Source organism: Natronobiforma cellulositropha, from assembly GCF_025629245.1.
GTDB lineage: Archaea > Halobacteriota > Halobacteria > Halobacteriales > Natrialbaceae > Natronobiforma > Natronobiforma cellulositropha.
This window is the reverse complement of the sequence record NZ_JANZXN010000025.1, coordinates 1-20,535: the sequence shown is the minus strand read 5'-3', so window position 1 is coordinate 20,535 and position 20,535 is coordinate 1. Positions and strand designations below refer to the sequence as shown.

At 65.4% G+C, this 20,535-nt stretch carries 19 protein-coding genes; 8 read left to right on the top strand and 11 right to left on the bottom strand.

Going from position 1 to position 20,535, the window contains the following annotated elements; all coding sequences use genetic code 11:
• The first annotated feature begins 293 nt into the window (after positions 1-293).
• The 5 genes from N0B15_RS11915 to N0B15_RS11895 all read left to right on the top strand — a co-directional run bounded on the left by N0B15_RS11915 (position 294) and on the right by N0B15_RS11895 (position 3,838).
• Positions 294-695 (top strand): hypothetical protein, encoded by a 402-nt coding sequence (locus N0B15_RS11915; RefSeq protein WP_317618603.1) that lies wholly within the window; start codon positions 294-296, stop codon positions 693-695.
• A 168-nt stretch (positions 696-863) separates the two neighbouring features.
• Positions 864-1,727 carry a class I SAM-dependent methyltransferase gene (locus tag N0B15_RS11910; protein ID WP_263019934.1) on the top strand — a complete coding sequence of 288 codons (864 nt, stop codon included), beginning with the start codon at positions 864-866 and terminating at the stop codon, positions 1,725-1,727.
• A 63-nt stretch (positions 1,728-1,790) separates the two neighbouring features.
• Positions 1,791-2,831 carry a zinc-binding dehydrogenase gene (locus tag N0B15_RS11905; RefSeq protein WP_263019933.1) on the top strand — a complete coding sequence of 347 codons (1,041 nt, stop codon included), beginning with the start codon at positions 1,791-1,793 and terminating at the stop codon, positions 2,829-2,831.
• A gap of 54 nt (positions 2,832-2,885) precedes the next feature.
• On the top strand, positions 2,886-3,203 hold the full coding sequence (locus tag N0B15_RS11900; protein ID WP_263019932.1) for a DUF7977 family protein: 318 nt from the start codon (positions 2,886-2,888) through the stop codon (positions 3,201-3,203).
• A gap of 221 nt (positions 3,204-3,424) precedes the next feature.
• Complete coding sequence (locus N0B15_RS11895) at positions 3,425-3,838, top strand: DoxX family protein (protein ID WP_263019931.1); 414 nt, start codon at positions 3,425-3,427, stop codon at positions 3,836-3,838.
• Positions 3,839-3,864: 26 nt separating this feature from the next.
• Here the strand turns inward: N0B15_RS11895 and N0B15_RS11890 are convergent, their stop codons facing one another.
• From N0B15_RS11890 to N0B15_RS11880, 3 genes are all read right to left on the bottom strand, one after another.
• Positions 3,865-4,173, bottom strand: coding sequence for a DUF7853 family protein (locus tag N0B15_RS11890; RefSeq protein WP_263019930.1), 309 nt, complete (start codon positions 4,171-4,173; stop codon positions 3,865-3,867).
• Between the two features lie 157 nt (positions 4,174-4,330).
• Positions 4,331-4,894: an NUDIX hydrolase gene (locus N0B15_RS11885; protein WP_263019929.1), complete on the bottom strand. Its 564-nt coding sequence runs from the start codon at positions 4,892-4,894 to the stop codon at positions 4,331-4,333.
• A 66-nt stretch (positions 4,895-4,960) separates the two neighbouring features.
• Positions 4,961-5,374, bottom strand: coding sequence for an Lrp/AsnC family transcriptional regulator (locus N0B15_RS11880; protein ID WP_263019928.1), 414 nt, complete (start codon positions 5,372-5,374; stop codon positions 4,961-4,963).
• A gap of 102 nt (positions 5,375-5,476) precedes the next feature.
• On the opposite strand from N0B15_RS11880, the gene carA reads away from it, so the two are divergent.
• Positions 5,477-6,550, top strand: a complete 1,074-nt coding sequence (gene carA, locus N0B15_RS11875; protein WP_263019927.1) for a glutamine-hydrolyzing carbamoyl-phosphate synthase small subunit — start codon at positions 5,477-5,479, stop codon at positions 6,548-6,550.
• Between the two features lie 82 nt (positions 6,551-6,632).
• Here the strand turns inward: carA and N0B15_RS11870 are convergent, their stop codons facing one another.
• The 5 genes from N0B15_RS11870 to purH all read right to left on the bottom strand — a co-directional run bounded on the left by N0B15_RS11870 (position 6,633) and on the right by purH (position 14,158).
• On the bottom strand, positions 6,633-7,448 hold the full coding sequence (locus tag N0B15_RS11870) for a DUF4097 domain-containing protein (RefSeq protein ID WP_263019926.1): 816 nt from the start codon (positions 7,446-7,448) through the stop codon (positions 6,633-6,635).
• A 104-nt stretch (positions 7,449-7,552) separates the two neighbouring features.
• Positions 7,553-8,290, bottom strand: a complete 738-nt coding sequence (locus tag N0B15_RS11865) for an SIMPL domain-containing protein (RefSeq protein WP_263019925.1) — start codon at positions 8,288-8,290, stop codon at positions 7,553-7,555.
• A gap of 90 nt (positions 8,291-8,380) precedes the next feature.
• Positions 8,381-10,240: an ABC transporter ATP-binding protein gene (locus N0B15_RS11860; protein WP_425494235.1), complete on the bottom strand. Its 1,860-nt coding sequence runs from the start codon at positions 10,238-10,240 to the stop codon at positions 8,381-8,383.
• A 174-nt stretch (positions 10,241-10,414) separates the two neighbouring features.
• Positions 10,415-12,145 (bottom strand): gamma-glutamyltransferase family protein, encoded by a 1,731-nt coding sequence (locus tag N0B15_RS11855; protein ID WP_263019923.1) that lies wholly within the window; start codon positions 12,143-12,145, stop codon positions 10,415-10,417.
• 387 nt (positions 12,146-12,532) lie between these two features.
• Positions 12,533-14,158 carry a bifunctional phosphoribosylaminoimidazolecarboxamide formyltransferase/IMP cyclohydrolase gene (purH, locus tag N0B15_RS11850; protein WP_263019922.1) on the bottom strand — a complete coding sequence of 542 codons (1,626 nt, stop codon included), beginning with the start codon at positions 14,156-14,158 and terminating at the stop codon, positions 12,533-12,535.
• Positions 14,159-14,325: 167 nt separating this feature from the next.
• Between purH and purB the strand changes: the two genes are divergently transcribed.
• Together purB and N0B15_RS11840 are read left to right on the top strand one after the other, a co-directional pair.
• Positions 14,326-15,720 (top strand): adenylosuccinate lyase, encoded by a 1,395-nt coding sequence (purB, locus tag N0B15_RS11845; protein WP_263019921.1) that lies wholly within the window; start codon positions 14,326-14,328, stop codon positions 15,718-15,720.
• Between the two features lie 46 nt (positions 15,721-15,766).
• On the top strand, positions 15,767-16,861 hold the full coding sequence (locus N0B15_RS11840; protein WP_263019920.1) for an archaeosine biosynthesis radical SAM protein RaSEA: 1,095 nt from the start codon (positions 15,767-15,769) through the stop codon (positions 16,859-16,861).
• Between the two features lie 56 nt (positions 16,862-16,917).
• Here N0B15_RS11840 and N0B15_RS11835 read toward each other — a convergent pair whose 3' ends face one another.
• The 3 genes from N0B15_RS11835 to N0B15_RS11825 form a co-directional block, all read right to left on the bottom strand.
• Positions 16,918-17,874 carry a DUF7958 family protein gene (locus tag N0B15_RS11835; protein ID WP_263019919.1) on the bottom strand — a complete coding sequence of 319 codons (957 nt, stop codon included), beginning with the start codon at positions 17,872-17,874 and terminating at the stop codon, positions 16,918-16,920.
• A gap of 5 nt (positions 17,875-17,879) precedes the next feature.
• Positions 17,880-19,292, bottom strand: a complete 1,413-nt coding sequence (locus N0B15_RS11830; RefSeq protein ID WP_263019918.1) for an eCIS core domain-containing protein — start codon at positions 19,290-19,292, stop codon at positions 17,880-17,882.
• Between the two features lie 123 nt (positions 19,293-19,415).
• Positions 19,416-20,363: a DUF7958 family protein gene (locus N0B15_RS11825; RefSeq protein WP_464502973.1), complete on the bottom strand. Its 948-nt coding sequence runs from the start codon at positions 20,361-20,363 to the stop codon at positions 19,416-19,418.
• Between the last annotated feature and the right edge of the window lie 172 nt (positions 20,364-20,535).

Sequence of the window (20,535 nt, the reverse complement as noted above, 5' to 3'; positions counted from 1 at the left end):
TGACTTCCACAGCACACCCACAACACACCCAACCCCACCACTGCCACATCGTCGATTCCGTTCCGACGCGGGCCCAGGCACACGGCTCGCGTCTACACCCTGCGTTCTCAGTCGCGGTATCGAGCGATTCGGCCCTTCCGAACGGCCACCCGGCGGTCCGTTTCGATCACCCCGGAACCACCTCGCCGTTCGGAAGCGATCACCATACTCGTACACGGTCGAGAGACAGTCACAGTTTGTATCAGAACCCCGACTAGAAAGCTTATGTACTGCCACGGTCGTTAGCGAGTCGTATGGCACGCGACACGCCGGTACAGAAGCGAACAGACTCACACAGGACCTCCTCGCGACTCCCGAACCTCCTCACGATCGAAGGACAGGGCTACCCCGTGAGCTACGAGATCACCGTCGGCGGCGAGATCGAAGCCGTCGGCGACCCGCGCGAGTGTGCGACGGTGTCGGGATCGGCAGTCGAAGGAGCCATCGACGCCGGCGTCACCCGGTTCCGGTTCTCGAGTGCGATGGCGAACGTGACCTTCGTCGACGAGACTCCCGATGGCGGTGCGCCGACCGTCCGCGTCGAGTACGACTCGCCGCTCGAGACGGACGAAGCCGGTCCCACGCTCGACGAGCACGGCCGCGAAGACCTCGATGCGTACTGCGCACGAATGGACGACCGTACGTCGGCGCGATAACGCCACCTCGCGACGAGAACGCACTCTCGGCCAATAGCGACCACCAGTACTCGAGAGTGAGACCGTTTCGATACTGACTCGAGCAGCACTCACACGCCACGCGAGCGTACGCTAACAGCCCACACACCACGCGAACGTCCAAGTGAGACGGTGGGACTGTCCACTAGTATGGGCGACGAACGACGGCCGCATCCACACCTCGATCCACGACGGTACTACGACGAGTACGGCCACGACGAGTGGGACCGCCTGGAGGCGACGCTCGGGGGCGTCCTCGAGTTTCGCGGCACGGTCGCCGAACTCGAGCGGTTCCTCCCGCCACCGCCGTCAGATGGCTCTCCGGTCCCCAGCGTCGTCGACGTCGGCGGTGGTGCGGGCCGCTACACCGTCTGGCTCGCAGCACGTGGCTACGACGTGACGCTCGTCGACAGCAGCGCCCGCCAGTGTGAGATCGCCCGCGAGAAGGTGCACGAACACGAGGTCGACGGCTGCGCCAGCGTCCACCGCGGTGACCTCCGCGCGCTCCCGGTCGCGAGCGAGGCGGCCGACGCGGTACTCTGTACCGGTGGTCCCCTCTCCCACGTCGTCGACGACGCCGAGCGGCGTCGGGCACTCGCCGAACTCGAGCGCGTCGCCAGGCCGGGAGCACCGGTCTTCGTCTCCGTGATGGGGCGGCTGGCGGTCGTCCAGAACCTACTCGAGGATCCGGCCTACTACCCCGTACTCGCCGAGATACTCGACTCCGGCACCTACAGCCGAGAGCTCGCCGCCGACTACTTCCAGGAGCCGACCTTCGTCGAGTGTCACTTCTTCCGCGCGGCGGAACTCGAGGCGGCGCTGACGGACGCAGGCCTGACCGTCGAACGTCTGGTCGGTCTCGAGAGCGTTGGAGCGAACGTTGGCGAACGAATCCCGCGCGAGGAGCGCACCGACGCGGCGGTCGAGCTGGCCGAACGAGCGCTCGCGCCGCTGCGGACGGACCCCGCGGTCGTCGACTGGGCGAATCACATCCTGGCCGTCGGGCGCGCTTGAACGGACGCCCGCCCAACCTGTTTTCGCCCGTGGTGTTTTGTCGACACGGGTCGACGCTCGCGTATGCACGCGGTGACGATCACCGGCCACGGCGGGACGGAGTACGTCGAGTACGGCGAGTATCCGGTTCCCGAGGTGGGACCGACCGACGTCCGCTTCGCGGTGAAAGCGGGTGCGCTGAACCACCTCGACGTCTGGGTTCGACGCGGGTTACCGGGGCTCGACCTCGAGTTACCGCACGTCCCGGGGAGCGACGCGGCGGGCGTCGTCGAGGCGGTTGGCGAGGAGGTCACCCGCTTCGCGGTCGGCGACCGCGTGGCGGTCTCGGCGGGCGTCGCCTGCGGCACCTGCGAGTTCTGTCGCGACGGCGACGCGCCGCTGTGTGTCGACTTCCACATCATCGGCGAACACGTCAGGGGCGTCCACGCCGAAGAGGCGGTCGTCCCCGAGGACAACCTGATTCCGGTCCCCGACGGTGTCGAGTGGGCGGTCGCGGGATCGGCGACGCTCGTCTTCCAGACCGCCTGGCGGATGCTGATCGAGCGCGCCGAGGTTCGCCCGGGCGAGTCGGTGCTCGTCCTCGGGGCCAGCGGCGGTGTCGGCCACGCCGCGCTCCAGATCGCCGCTCACGCGGGCGCGGAGGTGTTCGCGACCGCGAGCAGCGCGAAGAAACTCGATTACGCGCGCGAGCACGGTGCCGATCACGTCTTCGACTACGAGACCGGGGGTGTCGCCGACTGGGTGCGCGAGGAGACCGACGGCCGGGGCGTCGACGTCGTCGTCGACCACGTCGGCGGCGAGACTTGGGACGAATCCGTACGCGCGCTCGCGAAGGGCGGCCGTCTCGTCACCTGCGGCGCGACGGCCGGCCGGCGGCCGGAGACGGACGTTCCCAGAGTCTTCTGGAACAGCCTCTCGATTCTCGGCTCGACGATGGCGACACCCGGGCAGGTCGACGACGTGATGGCGCTCGTCTGGGACGGCACGTTCGAACCCGCGATTCGCGAGGTGCTCCCGATGAGCGAGTCCGCACGCGCCCACCGCCTGCTCGAGGAGCGCGAGGGATTCGGCAAGGTCGTCCTCAGGCCGGATCGCGAGCTGTGAACACGGGGCAGTCGAACCGTGAGCGCTATGGCGTCACAGTCACAACCCCCGACAATGAGCGCGAACGACGGCGGCTACGTCCACGAGCCGGGGGCGTTCGATGCGGACGGGAACCGCGTCGAGACCGGTGACGACGAGTCCGAGGACGCCGACTGGCTCGAGAGTCCGACCAACCCCGAGAGCGTCGACCGGGAGTTCGGCTGGCGCGGCTGGGTACTCGTCGGCGTCATCCTCGTCGCGTTCGTCGGCTCACCGCTGGCGATTCTGCTGTGGCCACCGACGCTGAACTACTGGGTGGCGCTCCTGGTGTTACCGCTCGTTCCGGCCGTCCTGCTCGCGCTGACGGCGGTGTGGGCGACGATGCGACCGTAATCCGACGCCGCAGTACGGCCCGTCGGTGACTCGTCGCCCGAGCGTGCTACCTCTTCCCGAAGGCATCGGTGTCAGCCGGTGACGGCCGCGTCTACCGGTGTCGCTCGTGTCCGCGAGGCTATATGTACTGACGGCTTCGTAGCTGGTACTGTAATGCAAGCAGGTAACAGAATGTTATGGCAGTGTGACGATAGTGATGGCTCGAGCGAGGTGTCGGCCTGATGTTCGAGGCGACCGGTGTGGACGTTCTCTTCGCACTCGCGCGCGTGCTCTTCGGCGGCATCTTCGTCTTCCTCGGTGTGAATCACTTCCTCGATACCGATTCGATGACCGAGTACGCGGCGTACAAGGGACTGCCCGCACCGAAACTCGCGGTCCTCTCGAGCGGTGTGCTTCTGGTCTTCGGTGGACTCTCGATCGTTCTCGGCGTACTGCCGATGGTCGGCGCTGGCGCACTGGCGCTCTTTCTGTTCGTCTCGGCAGTGACGATGCACGACTTCTGGAACGCCGAGGGCGAGACGGCCCAGACCGAACTCACGAGTTTCCTCAAGAATATCTACGGTGGCGGTGGTGCGCTCGCGTTCGTCGTGCTCGCGAACACGACGTGGCCGTACGCGCTCAACGTCGGTCTCTGAGCGGTCTCAAAGGTGAGAACGGACGCTCAGATCGCCTCGAGCGCCGTCTCGAGTTCGGCCGTGACGGCCGCTGCGGGAGCGGTGTCCCGTTCGGGTGTGTCCTCGGCGTCGGCGTACGCCGAGAGTACCTCGTAGAGGTTGCGCGCCTGAAGATAGGTGAGCGTCTCGTCGTCCGCTTCGATCGTTTCGACGAGGGCGAGTAGCCACGTCGGTGGCGTATCGCGCTCGTCGATCTCCTCGTCGGCGCGCGTCGTGAGGACGTGATGGATCACCCATCGCTCCTCGTGGTCGAGGGTGACGGTGATCGTCTCGTGCTCCTGCGGTTGTGAACTCATAGTCGGTTCGTGATCGATTCTGTCGATCCTCGAGCGACTGTACGGATCGCAGTGACATAAGCTTGTTGTTTGCTAGCATATGACAAACACGTGTGTCTCGGATGCCACCAGCGTCGGCCGGCCGATAGCTGGACGGTCGAGTACACCGGCGAGAGACCTACTCGCGGACGTCACGGCGCATTGCGATCTCGAACCACGGACAGAGACGAAGCTGTCGGTACCACTCCGGGTGCGTGTAGAGGCGCTCGTAGGGGACCCACAACAGCCCGGCGACCTCCGACTCGTCCGGCTCGAGCGTCGTCTCGGCGAGCGTCAGCTGCAACACCGAACAGACCTCGTGTTCGACGCCCTCGTTCTCGAAGTAGCGTTTGTACTCGAAGCGGTCGGTCACGCGCAGATCGTCGTACTGTGACTCGGTGACGCCGAGTTCCTCCTCGAGTCGCTCGATCGTCGCCTCTTCCTGGCTCTGACCCTGCACGGGGTGTGAGGCGACGGTACCGTCCCAGTAGGTCCCCCAGAGGCGCTTCTCGGGGGCGCGCTGGGCGAGCAGGATGTTGTCCTCGCGGTCGAAGACGAGCGCCGTGAACGCCCGGTGGCGGATGCCCTCGCCGGTGTGTGCCTCGAGTCGGTTGACGGTCTCGAGTTCGGTGTCGTCGGCGTCGACAGCGATCACGTCCTGGGCGGCGTTGGGGTGGGTGCGGTCGGCGTCGGCTGCGTCCATACACCGTTCATCAGCGAGGTGAGTGAAACAAGTATCGGCGACGCGAGAGGCTCGTCGTCGGGAGTTTCAGCCGAGCTGTTCGTCGAGGATCAGCCGCGTCGTCGTACTCACGACTTCTTCCTGCTCGCGCGCCTGCGTGATGAGGTCGTTGACGCTGCGGGTGTCGGCGGCGTCGACGACGAGGACGATGTCCTGCTCGCCGGAGACCATCCAGACGAAGTCGACTTCCTCCCACTCGGCCATCCGCTCTGAGACCGCGTGCGTGTCGACGTCGACGGCGACACCGATCTCGACCATCGCCTTCACGTTCCCCGTGCGGGTGGTCACGGTGAAGCGCTCGATGACGTCGTCGGCGATCATCCGCTCGACGCGGTTTCGAACCGTTCCCTCGCTCGTGCCGACCTCGTCTGCGATCTCCGTGTACGGCGTCCGGGCGTCGCGTCGGAGTCGGTCCAAGATCTGCCGGTCCAGATCGTCCATAGAGAGACGACTCTTCGCGGGGTATTCACTTGACGATTACGAATTTCGTAACTCAGCTTCGAAGACAACACTTATGATGGTGGGTCCAATACGTATCTCGTAATGACAGCGGCCTACATTGCGTTGGAGGGTGGCCACGTTCTCGAGGGACGTGGTCGTGCTCCGGGGACGACCCGCGGGGAACTGGTTTTCACGACAGCCTACACCGGTTACGAAGAGAGTCTCACCGACCCTTCCTACGAGGAACAGGTGCTCACCTTCTCGTACCCGTTGATCGGTAACTACGGCGTCCGTGAAGAACGGTTCGAATCCGAGCGCGTCCACCCACGAGCGGTGCTCGCCCGCGAACTGACCGACGACGTCGCCTCGTGGCTCGAGGCAGAGGGCGTCCCCGCCGTCGATCACCTCGACACCCGCGAGGTCGTCACCGACATCCGCGACAGCGGCGCGATGAAGTGCGGCATCGCCGTCGGCGACGACGTCACGCCCGAGGACGCCATCGCCGAACTCGAGAACTGCATCGCCATGAGCGACCACACCGAGATCGGTGCACAGGTCAGCGTCGACACCACGACGACCTACGGCGCGGACAACGACGGCGAGACCGTCGCACTCGTCGACTGCGGCGTCAAAGGCTCGATCGTCACCTCGCTGCTCGAGCGCGACGCGACCGTCCACGTCCTGCCCCACGACGCGAGCGTGGCGGACGTCGAGGCACTCGGCCCGGACATCCTCTTCATCTCGAACGGTCCCGGCGACCCCGCGAACTACGAGGAGGCGGTCTCGCTCGTCGAGGCGTTCGTCGACGAGGTTCCCGTCGCCGGCATCTGCCTCGGCCAGCAGATCGTCGCCCGCGCGCTCGGCGGCGAGACCGAAAAGATGGCCTTCGGCCACCGCGGCGTCAACCAGCCAGTGATGGACTTAGAGAGCGGCCGGGTCGTCATGACCACGCAGAACCACGGCTACACGGTCTCTGACCCCGGTCTCCACCTCGAGATCTCGCAGGTCAACGTCAACGACAACACTCCCGAAGGACTCGTCGGCACCGACTACGACGTCATCACCCGCCAGTACCACCCCGAAGCCAACCCCGGTCCCCACGACACCCTCGACTTCTTCGACGACGTGCTCGCGATGGCCGCACCCGACGCGCGAGCCATCGTCGCCGACGACTGAGCGAACACGAACACGCGCAAGTGCGATTTTCCCCGCCACCGACCTGACAGCGACAGATACCGCTCGCCACGCCATCCTCCCGCTACTCGAGAGCGATGCTGACGTTCCCGTTTCGCGTCTCGACTGCGAGTCGGTGCGTTCCCGCGCCGACGGTCACGTCGAGCGCCGAGCGGGCGGTGTGGCTCTCGTCCGGCGTCTCGACCGAGAGCCGGCCGTTCCTGCTTCGGAGACGGATCGCCGTCTCGAGTGACCGGGAGATGCCGACATCGACGGTCCCGTTTCGCGTCTCGACGACGAGGTCGTGCGTGACGGAGGCGGCATCGACGTTCCCGTTTCGCGTCGAGACGGTCACCCCGCCGGTGACGTCGGCGAGGTCGACCGCCCCGTTTCTCGTCTCGACGGCAGCCGAGCCATCGACGCCCACGACGGAGACGCGACCGTTTCGCGAGACGACGTGAGTGTCACCCGTGACGGACCGAACGTCGACGGTGCCGTTTCGCGTGCCAGCGTACGCGACCCGGAGGTCGTCTGGAACGGCCAGTTCGAGGTCCACCCTGGGGCTCGACCCGAACCGGAATCCACCACGGCGGTCGTTCGGGTCGCCAGTCACCTCGAGCACCCCGTCGACGGTCTCGACGTCGAAGCCGACCGACTCGAGGGCGTCCTCGGTCGCGGCGACCTTCCGTCCGCGGATACCGACCGTCTCTCGAGGCTCGCCGACGACGCTGAGCAGGCCGGTTCGGGTCTCGACGCGGAGCGCCTCGAGCGAGGCGGCGTCGACCGTCTCCTCGATCGGGTCCTCGACCGCACGGCCAGCGACGACACACCCGGCGAGTGCAGTGAGCGCGGCCGTTGCCCCGCCAGCGAGGAGGTACCGCCGCAAGACGTCTCTGTGCATGCGTCGACCTTACGATGCCAGCGTATTAATCACCCCACAGTAGTTTCGACGGAAGACTGTTCTGTTGGGTGATGAGTGTTGGCCGTCGGAACGCTCGGGCGAGGTCAGTGATCGAACAGGTAGACGACCGTCACGGAGGCGCTGACGGTGACCGGTCCCGTCTCGAACTCGGTTTCGGGAGCGGCCGCGTCGTCCGTTGCGAGCGCGTAGTACTCGACGTTGAGCGGGCCGACGCTGACGTCACTCGTCGAGACCGCCCCCGTCGCGACGATGTCGACGCCGCGGTTGGCCGCGACGTGTTCGGCCTCGGCGTCGGCGTTCGCCAGCGCGTCGTCGAGTGCCTCCTCACGCAACGCCTCGCGGGTCGCCTCGCGCAGCGTGAAGTTCACCCGGCCGACGTCGTCCGCACCGGCGTCGACCGCCGCGTCGACGACCTCACCGACCCGGTCGACGTCGTCGACCTCGACGCTGAAGGCGTGGGTGCCCTCGAATCCGCCGCCCTGACGGCGCTGTCTGATCCGGAACGTCGCCGTCCGAACCCGCTCGTCGGGAATCTCGAGCGCGTCGAACGTCTCCCTGAGCGCCGCGGCCCCCTCGGCGAGGTCCGTCCGCACGCCGTCGGCCGAACTGCCGCTCGCCTCGACGCCGAGTCGGACGACCGCCATGTCCGGGTCCGTCTCTGCGGACCCGCTGGCGCTCACTTCGATCTCGCCGTACTCGTCCGTCTCGGCGCCGTTGCCGACCGGTGGAGACCCGCCGTCGTCGCCAGCGCTCGAGACACAGCCTGCGAGCGCGCCGATCGTTCCGGTGCCAGCCAGTGCGAGGAAGGTTCGTCGGTCCATGACCGATCGATCACCCGGAACGAACATTACCCCTCCCCAAGGTGAAACGGCTCTTTCACCCGGGCGACACTCGCCGCTCGAGACCGAGCGTCAGTCTTCGGCGTTCGACCGGCCGCGGACCGTCCGCTCGAGGAACGCCTCCGGGAGCTCCTCGACCTCGCCGACCTGCACCCGCCAGAGGTTCGCGTAGAGACCGTCGCGCTCGAGCAGCGCGTCGTGGGTGCCCGATTCGACCAGTTCGCCGTCTTCTAAGACGAGGATGCGGTCGGCGTTTCTGACCGTCGAGAGCCGGTGGGCGATGGCGAAGGTGGTCCGGTTGGCGATGAGGTCGCCGAGACTGCGCTGGATGAGCGCCTCCGTCTCGTTGTCGACGTGACTCGTCGCCTCGTCTAAGATCAGGATGTCCGGATCGCGCAGGATCGCGCGCGCGATGGAGATACGCTGGCGCTGGCCGCCGGAGAGTTTGACGCCGCGCTCGCCAACCATCGTCTCGTAGCCGTCGGGCAGTTCCTCGACGAACTCGTGAGCGCCCGCCTGCCGTGCGGCCGCGGCGATGGCCGCGTCGGTGACCTCGCCCGCCCCGTAGGCGATGTTCTCGCGGACGCTCCCGTAGAAGAGAAACGGCTCCTGGCTCACGTAGCCGATCGACCGGCGCAGCGACTCGAGGTCGAGGTCACGCACGTCGTGGCCGTCGACGGTGACCGCCCCCGAATCCACGTCGTAAAACCGGAGCAAGAGCGAGACGAGCGTCGTCTTCCCCGCCCCCGTTGGCCCGACGAGACCGACGTACTCGCCAGGTTCGGCCGCGAAACTCACGTCCCGAAGCACCGTCTCGGAGCCGTGGTCGTCGCTCTCGTAGCTGAACCAGACGTTCTCGAAGGCGACCCGACCCTCGACGCGCTCGAGCGTCTCCCCACCGGCGGGAGTCGCCAGCGTCTGCGGATCCTCGAGCAGCCCCAGGATGCGCTGGGCCGCCGCCTCGGCGTACTGGTAGCTGTTGAGAATCTCGCCGAACTGGCGCATCGGCCACATGAACCGCTGGGTGTAGGTGAGGAACATGACGAGGTAGCCCGCGGTCAACTCACCCGAGAACGGTCCCGGCGCGCCGTTGATCACCCACCAGCCACCGACCGCGAGCGTGACCAGGTAGCCGTAGCCCGTCAACAACTGCAGCGTCGGCCAGAACCTGATCCGGGTCGTGATGGCGTCCCAGTTCGCCTCGAAGTACTCCCGACTCGACTCCTCGACGCGACCCGCCTCGAACTCCTCGGTGGTGTAGGATTTGACGACCGCGATACCCCCGAGGTTGTTCTCGAGCCGCGAGTTCAACGCCCCGACGCTCGCGCGCACCCGGTAGTACTTCGGCTGGATGATCCGCACGAAGAGGAAACTCGCGACTCCCAGCAGGGGAACCGTCAGCATCGACACTAGCGCGAGTTGCCAGTTCGCGAGCAGCATGATCAGGCCGATCCCGCCGACCATCACGACGATGTTGATCCCCGTGTTGAGATTGGAGGTCAGGAAGTTCTCGAGCTGGTTCACGTCGTTGTTCAGGATCGACATGATCTCGCCGGTCTGCTTGTTGTCGAAGAACTCCATCTCGAGACCCTGCATCGCGTCGTAGGTCTCGACGCGCACCTCGTGTTGGAGGTGCTGGGCGAAGTTGTTCCACGCCCAGCTATTGACCCAGTTGAGCGCCGCCTCGAGCGTGTAGACGACGAAGACGATTCCGAGCAGCAGCGCGAACTGCTCGCCCGGCGTCGTCGGTAACCACGCCTCGGGCACCAGCGGCAGGCCGAACGGCCGCTCGTCGAAGAACAGTGAGTCGATCGCCACCGCGAGGATGAACGCCGGAATCAGGTCGAGTACGCGCGTCACCACGCTCGCGAGCGTCCCGAAGATCAACAGGGGCAGCCTCGAGCGGCCGTAGCCGAACAGAATCCGCACCATCGCGTGATCGACGTTCTCCCTGAACTCGTCGAACGACTCGTCGTCCTCGTCGCCGCCACGGCCGTGTCCCCAGCTCACACTGACCGAATAGTCAGTTAGGCCGTATAAGGGTTCGTGTCCGGGTACCTGGCGCCACCGGCCCGACCGCCCACGAACCACTCGACCAGCGACGACTCACTCGACATCCGTGACCGTTCCGTCGGCGACCTCGCTGCGCGATTCGGCACCGACCTCGAGCGTCCCGTCTGCACCGACAACGATCACGTTCGCCGTGCCGAACGAACCGCCGACCGACACGTCGTGGTCTCGCGCGTCGAGGTCGTCGACCACCTCCTCGGAGAACCCGTCCTCGAGATACAGCGTGTTCTCGACCTCGTAGGGATACTGCGTGGACGGGAAGTGCGTCACCTCGAAGCGGGGGTGGTCGATCGCCGCCTGCGCGTCGAGACCGTACTCGACGACGTTGAGAAACTGCTGGGTCTGGCCCTGTGGCTGGGTGTCGACACCCGTGTTCCCACCCAGAACGAACGGCTGGCCGTCGCGGGTGGCCAGGTACGGATTCGACGTGTGACGAACTTTGTAGCCGGGGGTGAGCCGGTTCGGGTCGTCGTCCTCCAGAGCGAGCATCCGCATCCGGTTGTTGAGGTGGATACCGGTGTCACCGATCACCTGAAACTGCGCCCCCAGACTCGTCGTCACCGCAGCCGCGTTTCCCGCCCCGTCGACGACGTGAAAGGTCGTGGTGTGGGCCGCCTCGGGCCGCCCGAGCCCCGACTCGAGCGGCCAGGCCATCGCCTCGTCCATCTCGATGCGTTCGCGCTGATCGGCCGCGTACCCCTCGTCCAACAGGTCGGCGACGGGAACCGCGACCCGGTCGGGATCACCCACGTGGTGATACCGGTCTGCGAACGCGAGTTTGATCGCCTCGGCGGTGACGTGGACGGCGTCGGCGTCGTCGGGGTCGAACCCCGAGAGGTCGTACTCCGCAAGTACGTTCAGCGCCAGCAACTGCGTAATTCCCTGGCTGTTCGGCGGATTCTGGTAGACGCGAACGTCGTCACCTGCATCGTACTCGATCGAGAGCGGGTCGACGATCTCGGCCTCGAACTCGTGGAAGTCGTCCAGGGTGAGGTAGCCGCCGTGCTCGGCCGAGAAGTCGACGATCGCCTCGGCGATCGGTCCCCGATAGACGTAGTCGCTGGCCGCCCGAATCGCCTCACTGCGCCCCTCCGCCCGCCGGTCGTCGTACGCCTCGACGAGCGCCTCGAAGGTGTCGGCCATGTCTGTCTGGAACACCTCCTCGCCCTCCGCGAGGAGGTCGCCATCCGGTGCGTAGATCGCCCGCGCATCGGGACGCTCGTCGATCCGCTCGCGCCGGTTTCGGAGCCACTCCGCCATCCCCGGACTGACGGGATACCCCTCCCGCGCCAGCGTGACCGCCGGGGCGAGCACGGCACCGAGGTCGAGGGTACCGTAGCGCTCGAGCCAGCGCATCCACCCGTCCCAGGCACCGGGGACGACCGACTGGTGCATCCCAGGGTCGCCCGCCCGTTCCTCGTAGTCCTCGACGGTCGCCTCCGAACCGACGGGTCCCACCCCGTCGACGCTGGTCACCGCCGCCTCGTCGGCGTCGTAGTACAGCGCCCAGGTACCCCCACCCAGCGCCGAGGAGAACCAGGGTTCGACGACGCTCAGCGCAGACGCGACGGCGACCGCCGCATCCGCGGCCGTCCCACCCGCCTCGAGCACCTCGACTCCCGCGTCGGTCGCGAGGTGGTGCTGGGAGACGACCGCCACACGCTCTCCCTCGTCCGCTCCGATCCGAGCCACACACCCGGCGAGACCCGCCACGACGGCCCCACCGCTCGCCCGGAGCACCCGCCGACGGCTGAGACTCGAGTCCATCGCCGACTCTAGAAACGCGCGGAGTAAATCGGTGTGGGGCGCGAGTGCAGGCCAACGCGAACCGGTTGCTCGAGCGTGGCCGGAAACACCGCGAGCAGTAGACACTCCTCGCTGCGCTCAACCGTGTCTGAAGCACCGAAAGACTTCACTCCGTTCGTCTTTCGAGCTTTCGGCACTCCGCACCGCTCAATCCTGGCCGGAAACACCGCGAGAGCACAGCTCTCGCGAGCAGTAGACACTCCTTCGCTTCGCTCTGTCGTGTCTAAAGCACCGAAAGACTTCACGTCGTTCGTCTTTCGAGCGTCCGGCACTCCGCACCGCTCAGTCGTGGCCGGAAACACCGCGAGAGCACAGCTCTCTCGAGCAGCAGACACACCCTCGCTGTGCTCAGTCGTGTCTAAAACACCGCATCCCGGTCAACGCCATCGCAATCCCGTGCTCGTCGGCGGCCTCGATCACTTCGTCGTCGCGGATCGACCCGCCGGGCTGGACGATGGTCTCGACGCCCGCCTCGGCACCCGCCTCGACCGCATCGGGGAACGGGAAGAAGGCGTCAGAGGCCATCACCGCACCCTCGGGACCCTTGCCCTCGGCGTGTTCCTCCGCTTTCATCGCCGCCAGACGGACCGCGTCGACGCGGCTGACCTGGCCCATGCCGACGCCGACCGTCTCCGTCCCCGTCGCGAAGACGATGCCGTTCGACTTGACGTGTTTGAGCGTCTTCCAGGCGAAGACCATCGTCTCGAGCTGTTCCTCGGTTGGCTCGACTTCGGTGACGACCTCTAAGTCCTCGACTGCGAGCGTCTCGAGGTCGCGTTCCTGGACGAGTCGGCCGCCGACGATCTGTTTCTCGGTGAAGCGCTCGCTCGGCTCGCCGAGCGGGCCGACGTCGAGGACGCGCAGGTTCTTCTTCTCGCAGAGGACGTCGAGCGCGTCGTCGCTGTAGCCCGGCGCGACGACGACCTCCTTGAACGAGTCGGTGATCGCTTCGGCGGTTTCGGCGTCGCACTCGCGGTTGAGCGCGACGATGCCGCCGAAGGCGCTCATCGGGTCCGTCCGGAGCGCGCGGTCGTAGGCCGCAGGCAGCGAGTCCGCGGTTGCACACCCCGCCGGGTTCGCGTGCTTGATCACCGCCGCCGCTGGCTCGTCGAACTCCTTGATGAGGTTGAGTGCCCCGTCGGCGTCGTTGTAGTTGTTGTACGAGAGCGCCTTCGCCCCCTCGTTCAGTTGCTCGGCGTGGACGATGGAGGCCTCCTCGCAGGTGTAGTCGGCGTAGACCGCCGCCGTCTGGTGGGGGTTCTCTCCGTAACGCAGTGTGTCGAGCCGGTCGCTCGAGGCGATCTTCCGTGCTGGAAGCCCACCCGCCTCGTCGGCGTCGTCGGCGTCGACGGTCACCGCCCCCGTCTCGGCGTCGACCTCGAGTGCGCCCTCGGCGGCCCACTTGACCGCACGCGGGTAGGCGCGGAACTCGCCCTCGTAGAGGACGCGCTCTTTGAGCGTCTCTCTCGTATCGCCCGCGTAGACCGGAATCGGCTCCTGGGTGACGATCGGTCCCATGTCGACTTCGTCTTCGACGACCGCACCCGACTCGTCGGTCGCGTCGGTGACGACGTGGACCGTACAGCCGGTGACCGAGACACCCGCTTCGAGCGCGTCGCCCCAGGCGTCCATGCCGGGGAAGGCGGGCAAGAGCGAGGGGTGGACGTTGAGCGTCGTCGGCGCGCTGTCCAGGAAGGTATCCGAGAGGATGCGCATGTAGCCGTCGAGACAGACGACGTCGAACTCGTAGTCGGCGAGCGCCTCGAGCACGCGCGCTTCGTGCTCACGGCGGCTCTCGTCCTCGGCAAGCGGGACGGTTTCGGTCGGAATCCCGCGTTCTGCCGCCGCCTCGAGAACGGGTGCGTCCTCGGTGTTCGTGAGGACGACGGCGAGTTGCGCCCCGCCCGGTGTGCGGTCTGCGATGTTCAACAGGTTTCGCCCCCGGTTGCCAGCCAGTCCGGCGATTCGCGTCATAGCTGAACGGGCAGTCGCGAGCGAGAAAGTGGTTGCGGTCTCCGACGGCCGAATGTGCACGTTCGTGTATCGGAGTGGCGACTGTATCGGCGGCGACTGGCACGTGTATGCACGCCCGTGGCACACGTTCCGACACGTTTTTGCGCCGCGGACGGCCACGTAGGGGCATGGCTGACGCGCTCTACGCCGTCTCACCGCTGGACGGTCGTTACGGAACCCGAACCGCACCGCTGTCGCCGTACGCCAGCGAAGCGGCGCTCATGCGCGCCCGCGTTCGCGTCGAGGTCGAGTACCTGATCGCCCTCGCCGACCTCGAGGCGACCGCCCTGGAACTCGAGCTCGACGAGCGAAACCACCTCCGCAAGCTCTACGGGAGCTTCGCCGAGGAGGACGCCCAACTCGTGAAGAAACTCGAGGTCGAAGGCCACGAGGAGTTCGAGGCGACGAACCACGACGTGAAAGCCGTCGAGTACTACATCCGGCACAACCTCCCGGAAGGGAGCGAGGCCTCCCCCTGGATCCACTTCGGGCTGACGAGCGAGGACGTGAACAACCTGGCTCACCGCCTGCTCGTACGCGACATGGTCACCGAGGTCATGCTCCCGACGCTCTACGGCGTCCAGGACACACTCGCCGAGATGGCCCGCGAGTACCGCGACGTCCCGATGCTCGCGCGAACCCACGGCCAGCCGGCGACGCCGACGACCTTCGGCAAGGAGATGGCGGTCTACGCCGCCCGTCTCGGCCGCGCCACTGGACGCATCAACGCGGCGAGCGAGCGCCTGCGTGGCAAACTCGGCGGTGCCTCCGGCACCTACGCCGCCCACGTCGCCGCCTACCCCGAGGTCGACTGGCGCGCCTTCGCCGAACGCTTCGTCGAGGGACTCGGTCTCGAGTTCGAGCCACTCACCACCCAGGTCAACCCCTGTGACGACCTCGCCGCGCTGTTCGACGCCTTCCGCGGGGCGAACAGCGTGCTGCTCGACCTCGATCTGGACATCTGGCTCTACGTCTCCGACCGCTATCTCGGCCAGGAGGCGGTCGCCGGTGAAACCGGCTCCTCGACGATGCCCCACAAGGTCAACCCCATCGACTTCGAGAACAGCGAGGGCAACCTCTCGAAGGCCAACGCCGACCTCGCCTTCCTCGGCGAGTACGTTACCACCTCCAGGCTCCAGCGCGACCTCTCGGACTCGACGGTCAAGCGTAACATCGGGTCGGCGTTCGCCCACTGCCTGATCGGCTACACCAAGACCCGCGACGGTCTCGAGAAGGTCGTCCCCAACGAGGAGGTCATGCGCGACGAACTGTACGTCACCCCCGAAGTCATCGGTGAGGCCGTCCAGACCATCCTCCGCCGGGAGGGCATGGAAGACGCCTACGAGCAGGTCAAAGCGCTCACCCGCGGCCAGTCGGTCGCCATCGAGGACTTCCGCAGCCTCTTCGACCAGCTCGAGGTCGACGACGAGACGCGAGCACAGCTTCGCGCGCTCGCCCCGGAGACCTACACCGGCGTCGCGAGCGAACTCGTCGACGCACTGGGTGCCGAGTTCGACGCCTGAGATCACAGACGAAGCCGCTTTACGCGCGGAGGCGTTTCTCTCGACAATGAGTACACCCACGCCCGAGGTCTACGAGCGCGGCAAGGGCATGGACGCCCACAACCAGGTGATGCGCGAGATTCGTTCGCGCAAGGAGGCGAGTTACGACCCCCACCAGCCCACCCGCGTCTGGCTCGACGAGGACAACACCCCAGACGGCGTCAGAGAGAGTCTAACGATTATTCTCAACACCGGCGGCTGTCGCTGGGCGCGCGCCGGTGGCTGCACCATGTGTGGCTACGTCGCCGAATCCGTCGACGGCGGGAGCGTCCCCCACGAGGCGCTCATGGACCAGATCGACGTCTGTCTCGCCCACGAGGCCGAGAACGCCTCGAGTCCCGCGCCGCTGATCAAAATCTACACCTCCGGGTCCTTTCTCGACGAACGCGAGGTCGGAGCCGAGTCACGCCGCGCCATCGCCGACACCTTCGCCGACAGAGAGCGCATCGTCTTAGAGTCGCTGCCCGACTTCGTCGACCGCGAGAAACTCGCGGAGTTCACCCGCCACGGGCTCCAGACCGACGTCGCCATCGGTCTCGAGACGGCCACCGACCGGGTGCGACGCGACTGCGTCAACAAGTACTTCGACTTCGCCGACTTCGAAGCCGCCTGCGCCGAAGCCGTCGCCGCGAGCGAGGCGGGCGACGCCGACGCGGGCGTCAAAGCCTACCTCCTGATGAAGCCGCCGTTTCTCACCGAAGCCGAGGCGCTCGAGGACATGGTCTCCTCGATCGAGCGCTGTGCGGGCGTCGAGGGCTGTCACACCGTCTCGATGAACCCCTGTAACGTCCAGCGCTACACCATGGTCGAGGAACTGTTCTTCCGCGGGGGCTACCGCCCGCCCTGGCTCTGGTCGGTCGCCGCCGCCCTCGAGCGCACCGCCGACACCGACACCATCGTCGTCTCCGACCCCGTCGGCCACGGCAGCGACCGCGGCGCACACAACTGCAAGGAGTGTGACGACCTGGTCCAGAAGGCGATCAAGGACTTCAACCTCCGCCAGGACCCCACCGTCTTCGAGCAGGTTAGCTGCGAGTGTGAGACGACCTGGGAGACCGTCCTCGAACTCGAGACCGGCTACACCGGGCCGCTGACGCGGTAGGACGCTCGAGCGTAGTAGCCAGGGCTGGCCAAGACCGTTCGAGAGTGAGACCGGTACTACTCGAGTCTCTCACTGAGCATAATCGGAAGGGGTGCGCTGTATCCAGGAATCGCCGCCTCGTGGTCCCAGTAGTCCGGATAGAAATCGAAGTGGTAGTACTTTCCGGTGAACTCGTCTTTGCCGGGGCCGAGAACGCGATACTGTGCTGGCGGCTCGAGTCCCATCCCAATGTAACAGTCACGGATCTGGCACACGAGGTTATTCGCGATGTACAGTCGGTAGAGTTCCGGTGTGAGATCTCCCGGTAAGAGTTCGAGACACGCATCTGGTTCACGGTCGAAGGGGTCGTCGCCCTCGATACGTCGGTCGTCGTTCCTTCCCGCGAAGTACCTCGTGTGAACTCCTGAAACTCCCTCGATGGTGAGCGCCGAGAGTGAAGCGTCGCCGAAAATTGCCGTCGCTCTCGAGAGAAAATCCTCGCGGTTGGCGTTGAGTAACTGCTCGAGTGCATCTCTATCGACGATATCTGACCCTGCTGCTGAGACTTCCCGCTGGATTTCTTCGAGACTCTGCTCGAGATAGACGTGTTGCTGGTAGATGAGGAACTCCTTGGTGTAGACATCTTCTGGCAGGTCGAGTGGTGGCGACACCTCTTCGCGAACGTGACTTGCCACTTGTTCACACAGCGTCCCGAAGTACTCCTCGAATGCACCCTGCTCGAGGTCGATGATCGCGAGTAAGACCGCAGCGATTCTGTCAGGATTGTCGGGCGCTGGAATCGTATCGTAGTCCCGCTCTCGGTATACGTAATATTGTGCGTACCGACGGGCGTAACCGACCTGTTCTCCTTCTTCTAACTCTCGTTCTGTTGGGTCGTCCGGGTAGCCGTTTTGATTATGTGAGTATATCTCTCCATCCACTTTGTGCATCTCAATATGATGCACTACATTATTATTGTCTGTAACTTCGAGACCAATGTCTTCTTCATCTTCTCCGACAATCGTAGCTTTCATACTGTTCAGAACTTTCGATCGTTGTCGCCTGTTTGCTCAGCATTCCCCTGCGCTTCCTCATCATCGTCACGCCCAGTCAAGAACTCCGTCGCTTTGCCGAACAGGTTCTTTCCGCCCTCGAGTGCTTTCGGGAGGCTCTTGACTCCGGCTTCGACAGGTTTTGCGACCAGCGCAGCTCCCATCAGTGCGACAGCCGAGGGTGCAGCGACTTCTGGATACTGCATCATCAACTCACCAACCGGACCGAGCGCCTCAACGGCGGCGTGTCCGTCTACCATCGCTCCCTGGACGTGATCACTCGTCGCAGCCGCTGTTGCGGCTGTTGCTGTCGTGGCCGTGAGCCCCGCACCGACACCGAGTGCCTTCTCCCCGGTGCTCGAGTGAACGGACTCTTCGACCGAACGCAGTCTATTCTGTGTATCAGTTACGCTGGTGGCAGTCTGTTCGATCTTCGTGGTGAGTTCCTGTCGAACAGACGTTAATCGCTCGTCGTTCTGTCTCGTCTGGTCCTGTGTGGTGTCGATTCGCTGAGACAGAGACTGCTCGAGTGCGTCCAACTTCGCAGCCAGAACGCCCTGATCCTCATCTGCTGTGAACTCGTCGCTCGACGCAGCCATCCGCTGAACCTGAACCTTCATCCCGAGCCGGTGAGCCACCACTGGCTCCTCTCCCTCGAGCGCCTTCCTCGCTACCTCGTCCGCTTCGCGCTCGAGTTCGGGATCGGGGTCGATCACTAACGAACTCCCCTCCTGTGGGAGCATACTAATCGCGCCACCGGTTTGCTGTCTCACGTGCGCGAGTTCGTGCGCCAGGAGGTACTTGCCGTCGGGGCTCTCCGGGTCGTACTCGCCGCGGTTGAACACCACGTGGTTGCCGGTCGTGAAGGCGCGGGCCTCGAGCGCGCTCGCGGCCTTCACGGCCTCCGGTCCAGTGTGTAGCTGGACATCCGAAAACGAGTCGCCCATCCGCGCTTCCATCTCTTCGCGGACGGATCCCTCGAGCGGCCGCCCCGGCTGGGAAATCACCCGCCGCACCACGTCGGGTGTCGCGGTCTCACCTGCCAGGTCGCTCTCGGTCTGCGCCTCCACCGAGCGCATGGCACTCGGCGTGTCGAGTTCGACACCCGCTTTCCAGGAGCTACGCACTCGAGCGACGCGTACCTGTTCGCCCATCGGCGTGTTACAGCCTTCGGGGAGTTCACCCCGTTCGCCCAACTCCTGGACGTTCTCGAGACCACGACGCAGGATCATCTGATCGAGGATGGCCGCCTGCTCGCGCGATGGTTGGCCCACTCGGTTCAGGTACTGGTACGGCCGCGCCCCGCGCTGGGTCTGGGCCTGCACTCGAGCGCGCCGTGTGCGTTCGTTTCGCTCGCTGTCGTCGTTCGAGCGGTCGCGCCGATCACGGTCGAAGCTCATCCATCCCACCTCGGCTGTTGCTGCATTGGTAATTGTCAGACCTTTCTGTTCGATCCTCTTAAGTGTTAGTATTCAGACACTCGAGCGGCTTGTCAGTGCAGGCTGGGGGAGCCACCACCAGTCTCAGAGCAGCCCGGTCTCACCCGGGTCGTAGTAGCGGGGGAACTGCTCGAGGGTGATGTACTGTTCGGCAGACTCGAAGTCACCGTAGCCGAGGACGCGAAACGCCTCCGGCGGCTCGACGCCCATGCGGACGAAGCAATCTCTGATCTGGCAGGTCAGTGTATGCACGACGAACGCACGGAACTCCGCGAGCGAGCGCGCCTCGAGTACCGGCAGTTCGATCAGGGTGTCCGCCTCGCGCTCGAGCGGGTCCGAAACCGACGTGAAGTGTTCGTCGCCATTGGCGTCGAGATACGCGATGTAGAGCGGAGAGACCACCTCGAGCGAGACGCCTTTCGAAAGCTCGCCGTCGGTCTCCTCGAGCAACGACTCGAGGTCGTCCGCGTAGGCCCGCCAGCTCTCGGCGTCGTAGCCCGAGAGGTCACCCGTCGGCGGCGCGTTCAGGTCGATGTCGTAGCGTTCGGTCAGTCGCCGCGCCGGGGACTCGAGCGGCGTCGCGATCTCGTCGAGCCCGAGGTAGACGTCCTTGCGGTACAACAGCGCCTCGTCGCTCATCGCCCCGGCGGGAATCTCGAGCGGGCGCTCGACGCTCCCATCCTGATAGCTCGCCAGTTGCTGGTGTATGTCCCCGAAGACCGAGCCGAACGACTCGAGCGACATCGAGGCGATCGCGAGACGGGTGGCGTCGATGCGCTCAGGGTGAATCGTCGGCGGGACGGTGGGGTAGCCGCGTTCGGTGTAGACGACGTACTGAGCGAAGCGGCGGGCCTGGCTATTGTGTTCGTTCTCCTCGGGGGCCCGATCCGCTGGCTTGTCGGCGTAGGAGTCACACTGGTGATAGGTTATGTTTCCATCGAATTCCATCTCGAAAACATGCTCTGCGCCATTGTTGTCGAGTAAGTTCACCCCAACTAAGCGTTCATTTTCACCAGTTATGACCGCCTTCATTTGAAGACCTCCCCACTTTTTCCGACACCTTCAGATTGACCACCGTGCTCTTCATCCTCGAGTCGGCTCTCACTCCGCAGGTTTTGAAGCTTCTCGAGTACTTCGGGCTTGAGCATACCGAGGATGGGTTTCGCGTCGTCCATTCGTTCGTTGATGTAGGTGGTAACGGCGG

Excerpts from the sequence above, each read along its gene's own strand:
- N0B15_RS11900 (WP_263019932.1), top strand. The coding sequence starts at position 2,886 with ATGAGCGCGAACGACGGCGGCTACGTCCACGAGCCGGGGGCGTTCGAT.
- N0B15_RS11870 (WP_263019926.1), bottom strand. The coding sequence starts at position 7,448 with ATGCACAGAGACGTCTTGCGGCGGTACCTCCTCGCTGGCGGGGCAACG.
- N0B15_RS11910 (WP_263019934.1), top strand. The coding sequence starts at position 864 with ATGGGCGACGAACGACGGCCGCATCCACACCTCGATCCACGACGGTAC.
- N0B15_RS11895 (WP_263019931.1), top strand. The coding sequence starts at position 3,425 with ATGTTCGAGGCGACCGGTGTGGACGTTCTCTTCGCACTCGCGCGCGTG.
- N0B15_RS11890 (WP_263019930.1), bottom strand. The coding sequence starts at position 4,173 with ATGAGTTCACAACCGCAGGAGCACGAGACGATCACCGTCACCCTCGAC.
- N0B15_RS11840 (WP_263019920.1), top strand. The coding sequence starts at position 15,767 with ATGAGTACACCCACGCCCGAGGTCTACGAGCGCGGCAAGGGCATGGAC.
- N0B15_RS11835 (WP_263019919.1), bottom strand. The coding sequence starts at position 17,874 with ATGAAAGCTACGATTGTCGGAGAAGATGAAGAAGACATTGGTCTCGAA.
- carA (WP_263019927.1), top strand. The coding sequence starts at position 5,477 with ATGACAGCGGCCTACATTGCGTTGGAGGGTGGCCACGTTCTCGAGGGA.
- N0B15_RS11830 (WP_263019918.1), bottom strand. The coding sequence starts at position 19,292 with ATGAGCTTCGACCGTGATCGGCGCGACCGCTCGAACGACGACAGCGAG.
- N0B15_RS11885 (WP_263019929.1), bottom strand. The coding sequence starts at position 4,894 with ATGGACGCAGCCGACGCCGACCGCACCCACCCCAACGCCGCCCAGGAC.
- N0B15_RS11880 (WP_263019928.1), bottom strand. The coding sequence starts at position 5,374 with ATGGACGATCTGGACCGGCAGATCTTGGACCGACTCCGACGCGACGCC.
- N0B15_RS11855 (WP_263019923.1), bottom strand. The coding sequence starts at position 12,145 with ATGGACTCGAGTCTCAGCCGTCGGCGGGTGCTCCGGGCGAGCGGTGGG.
- purB (WP_263019921.1), top strand. The coding sequence starts at position 14,326 with ATGGCTGACGCGCTCTACGCCGTCTCACCGCTGGACGGTCGTTACGGA.
- N0B15_RS11865 (WP_263019925.1), bottom strand. The coding sequence starts at position 8,290 with ATGGACCGACGAACCTTCCTCGCACTGGCTGGCACCGGAACGATCGGC.
- N0B15_RS11860 (WP_425494235.1), bottom strand. The coding sequence starts at position 10,240 with ATGGTGCGGATTCTGTTCGGCTACGGCCGCTCGAGGCTGCCCCTGTTG.
- N0B15_RS11905 (WP_263019933.1), top strand. The coding sequence starts at position 1,791 with ATGCACGCGGTGACGATCACCGGCCACGGCGGGACGGAGTACGTCGAG.
- purH (WP_263019922.1), bottom strand. The coding sequence starts at position 14,158 with ATGACGCGAATCGCCGGACTGGCTGGCAACCGGGGGCGAAACCTGTTG.
- N0B15_RS11825 (WP_464502973.1), bottom strand. The coding sequence starts at position 20,363 with ATGAAGGCGGTCATAACTGGTGAAAATGAACGCTTAGTTGGGGTGAAC.
- N0B15_RS11915 (WP_317618603.1), top strand. The coding sequence starts at position 294 with ATGGCACGCGACACGCCGGTACAGAAGCGAACAGACTCACACAGGACC.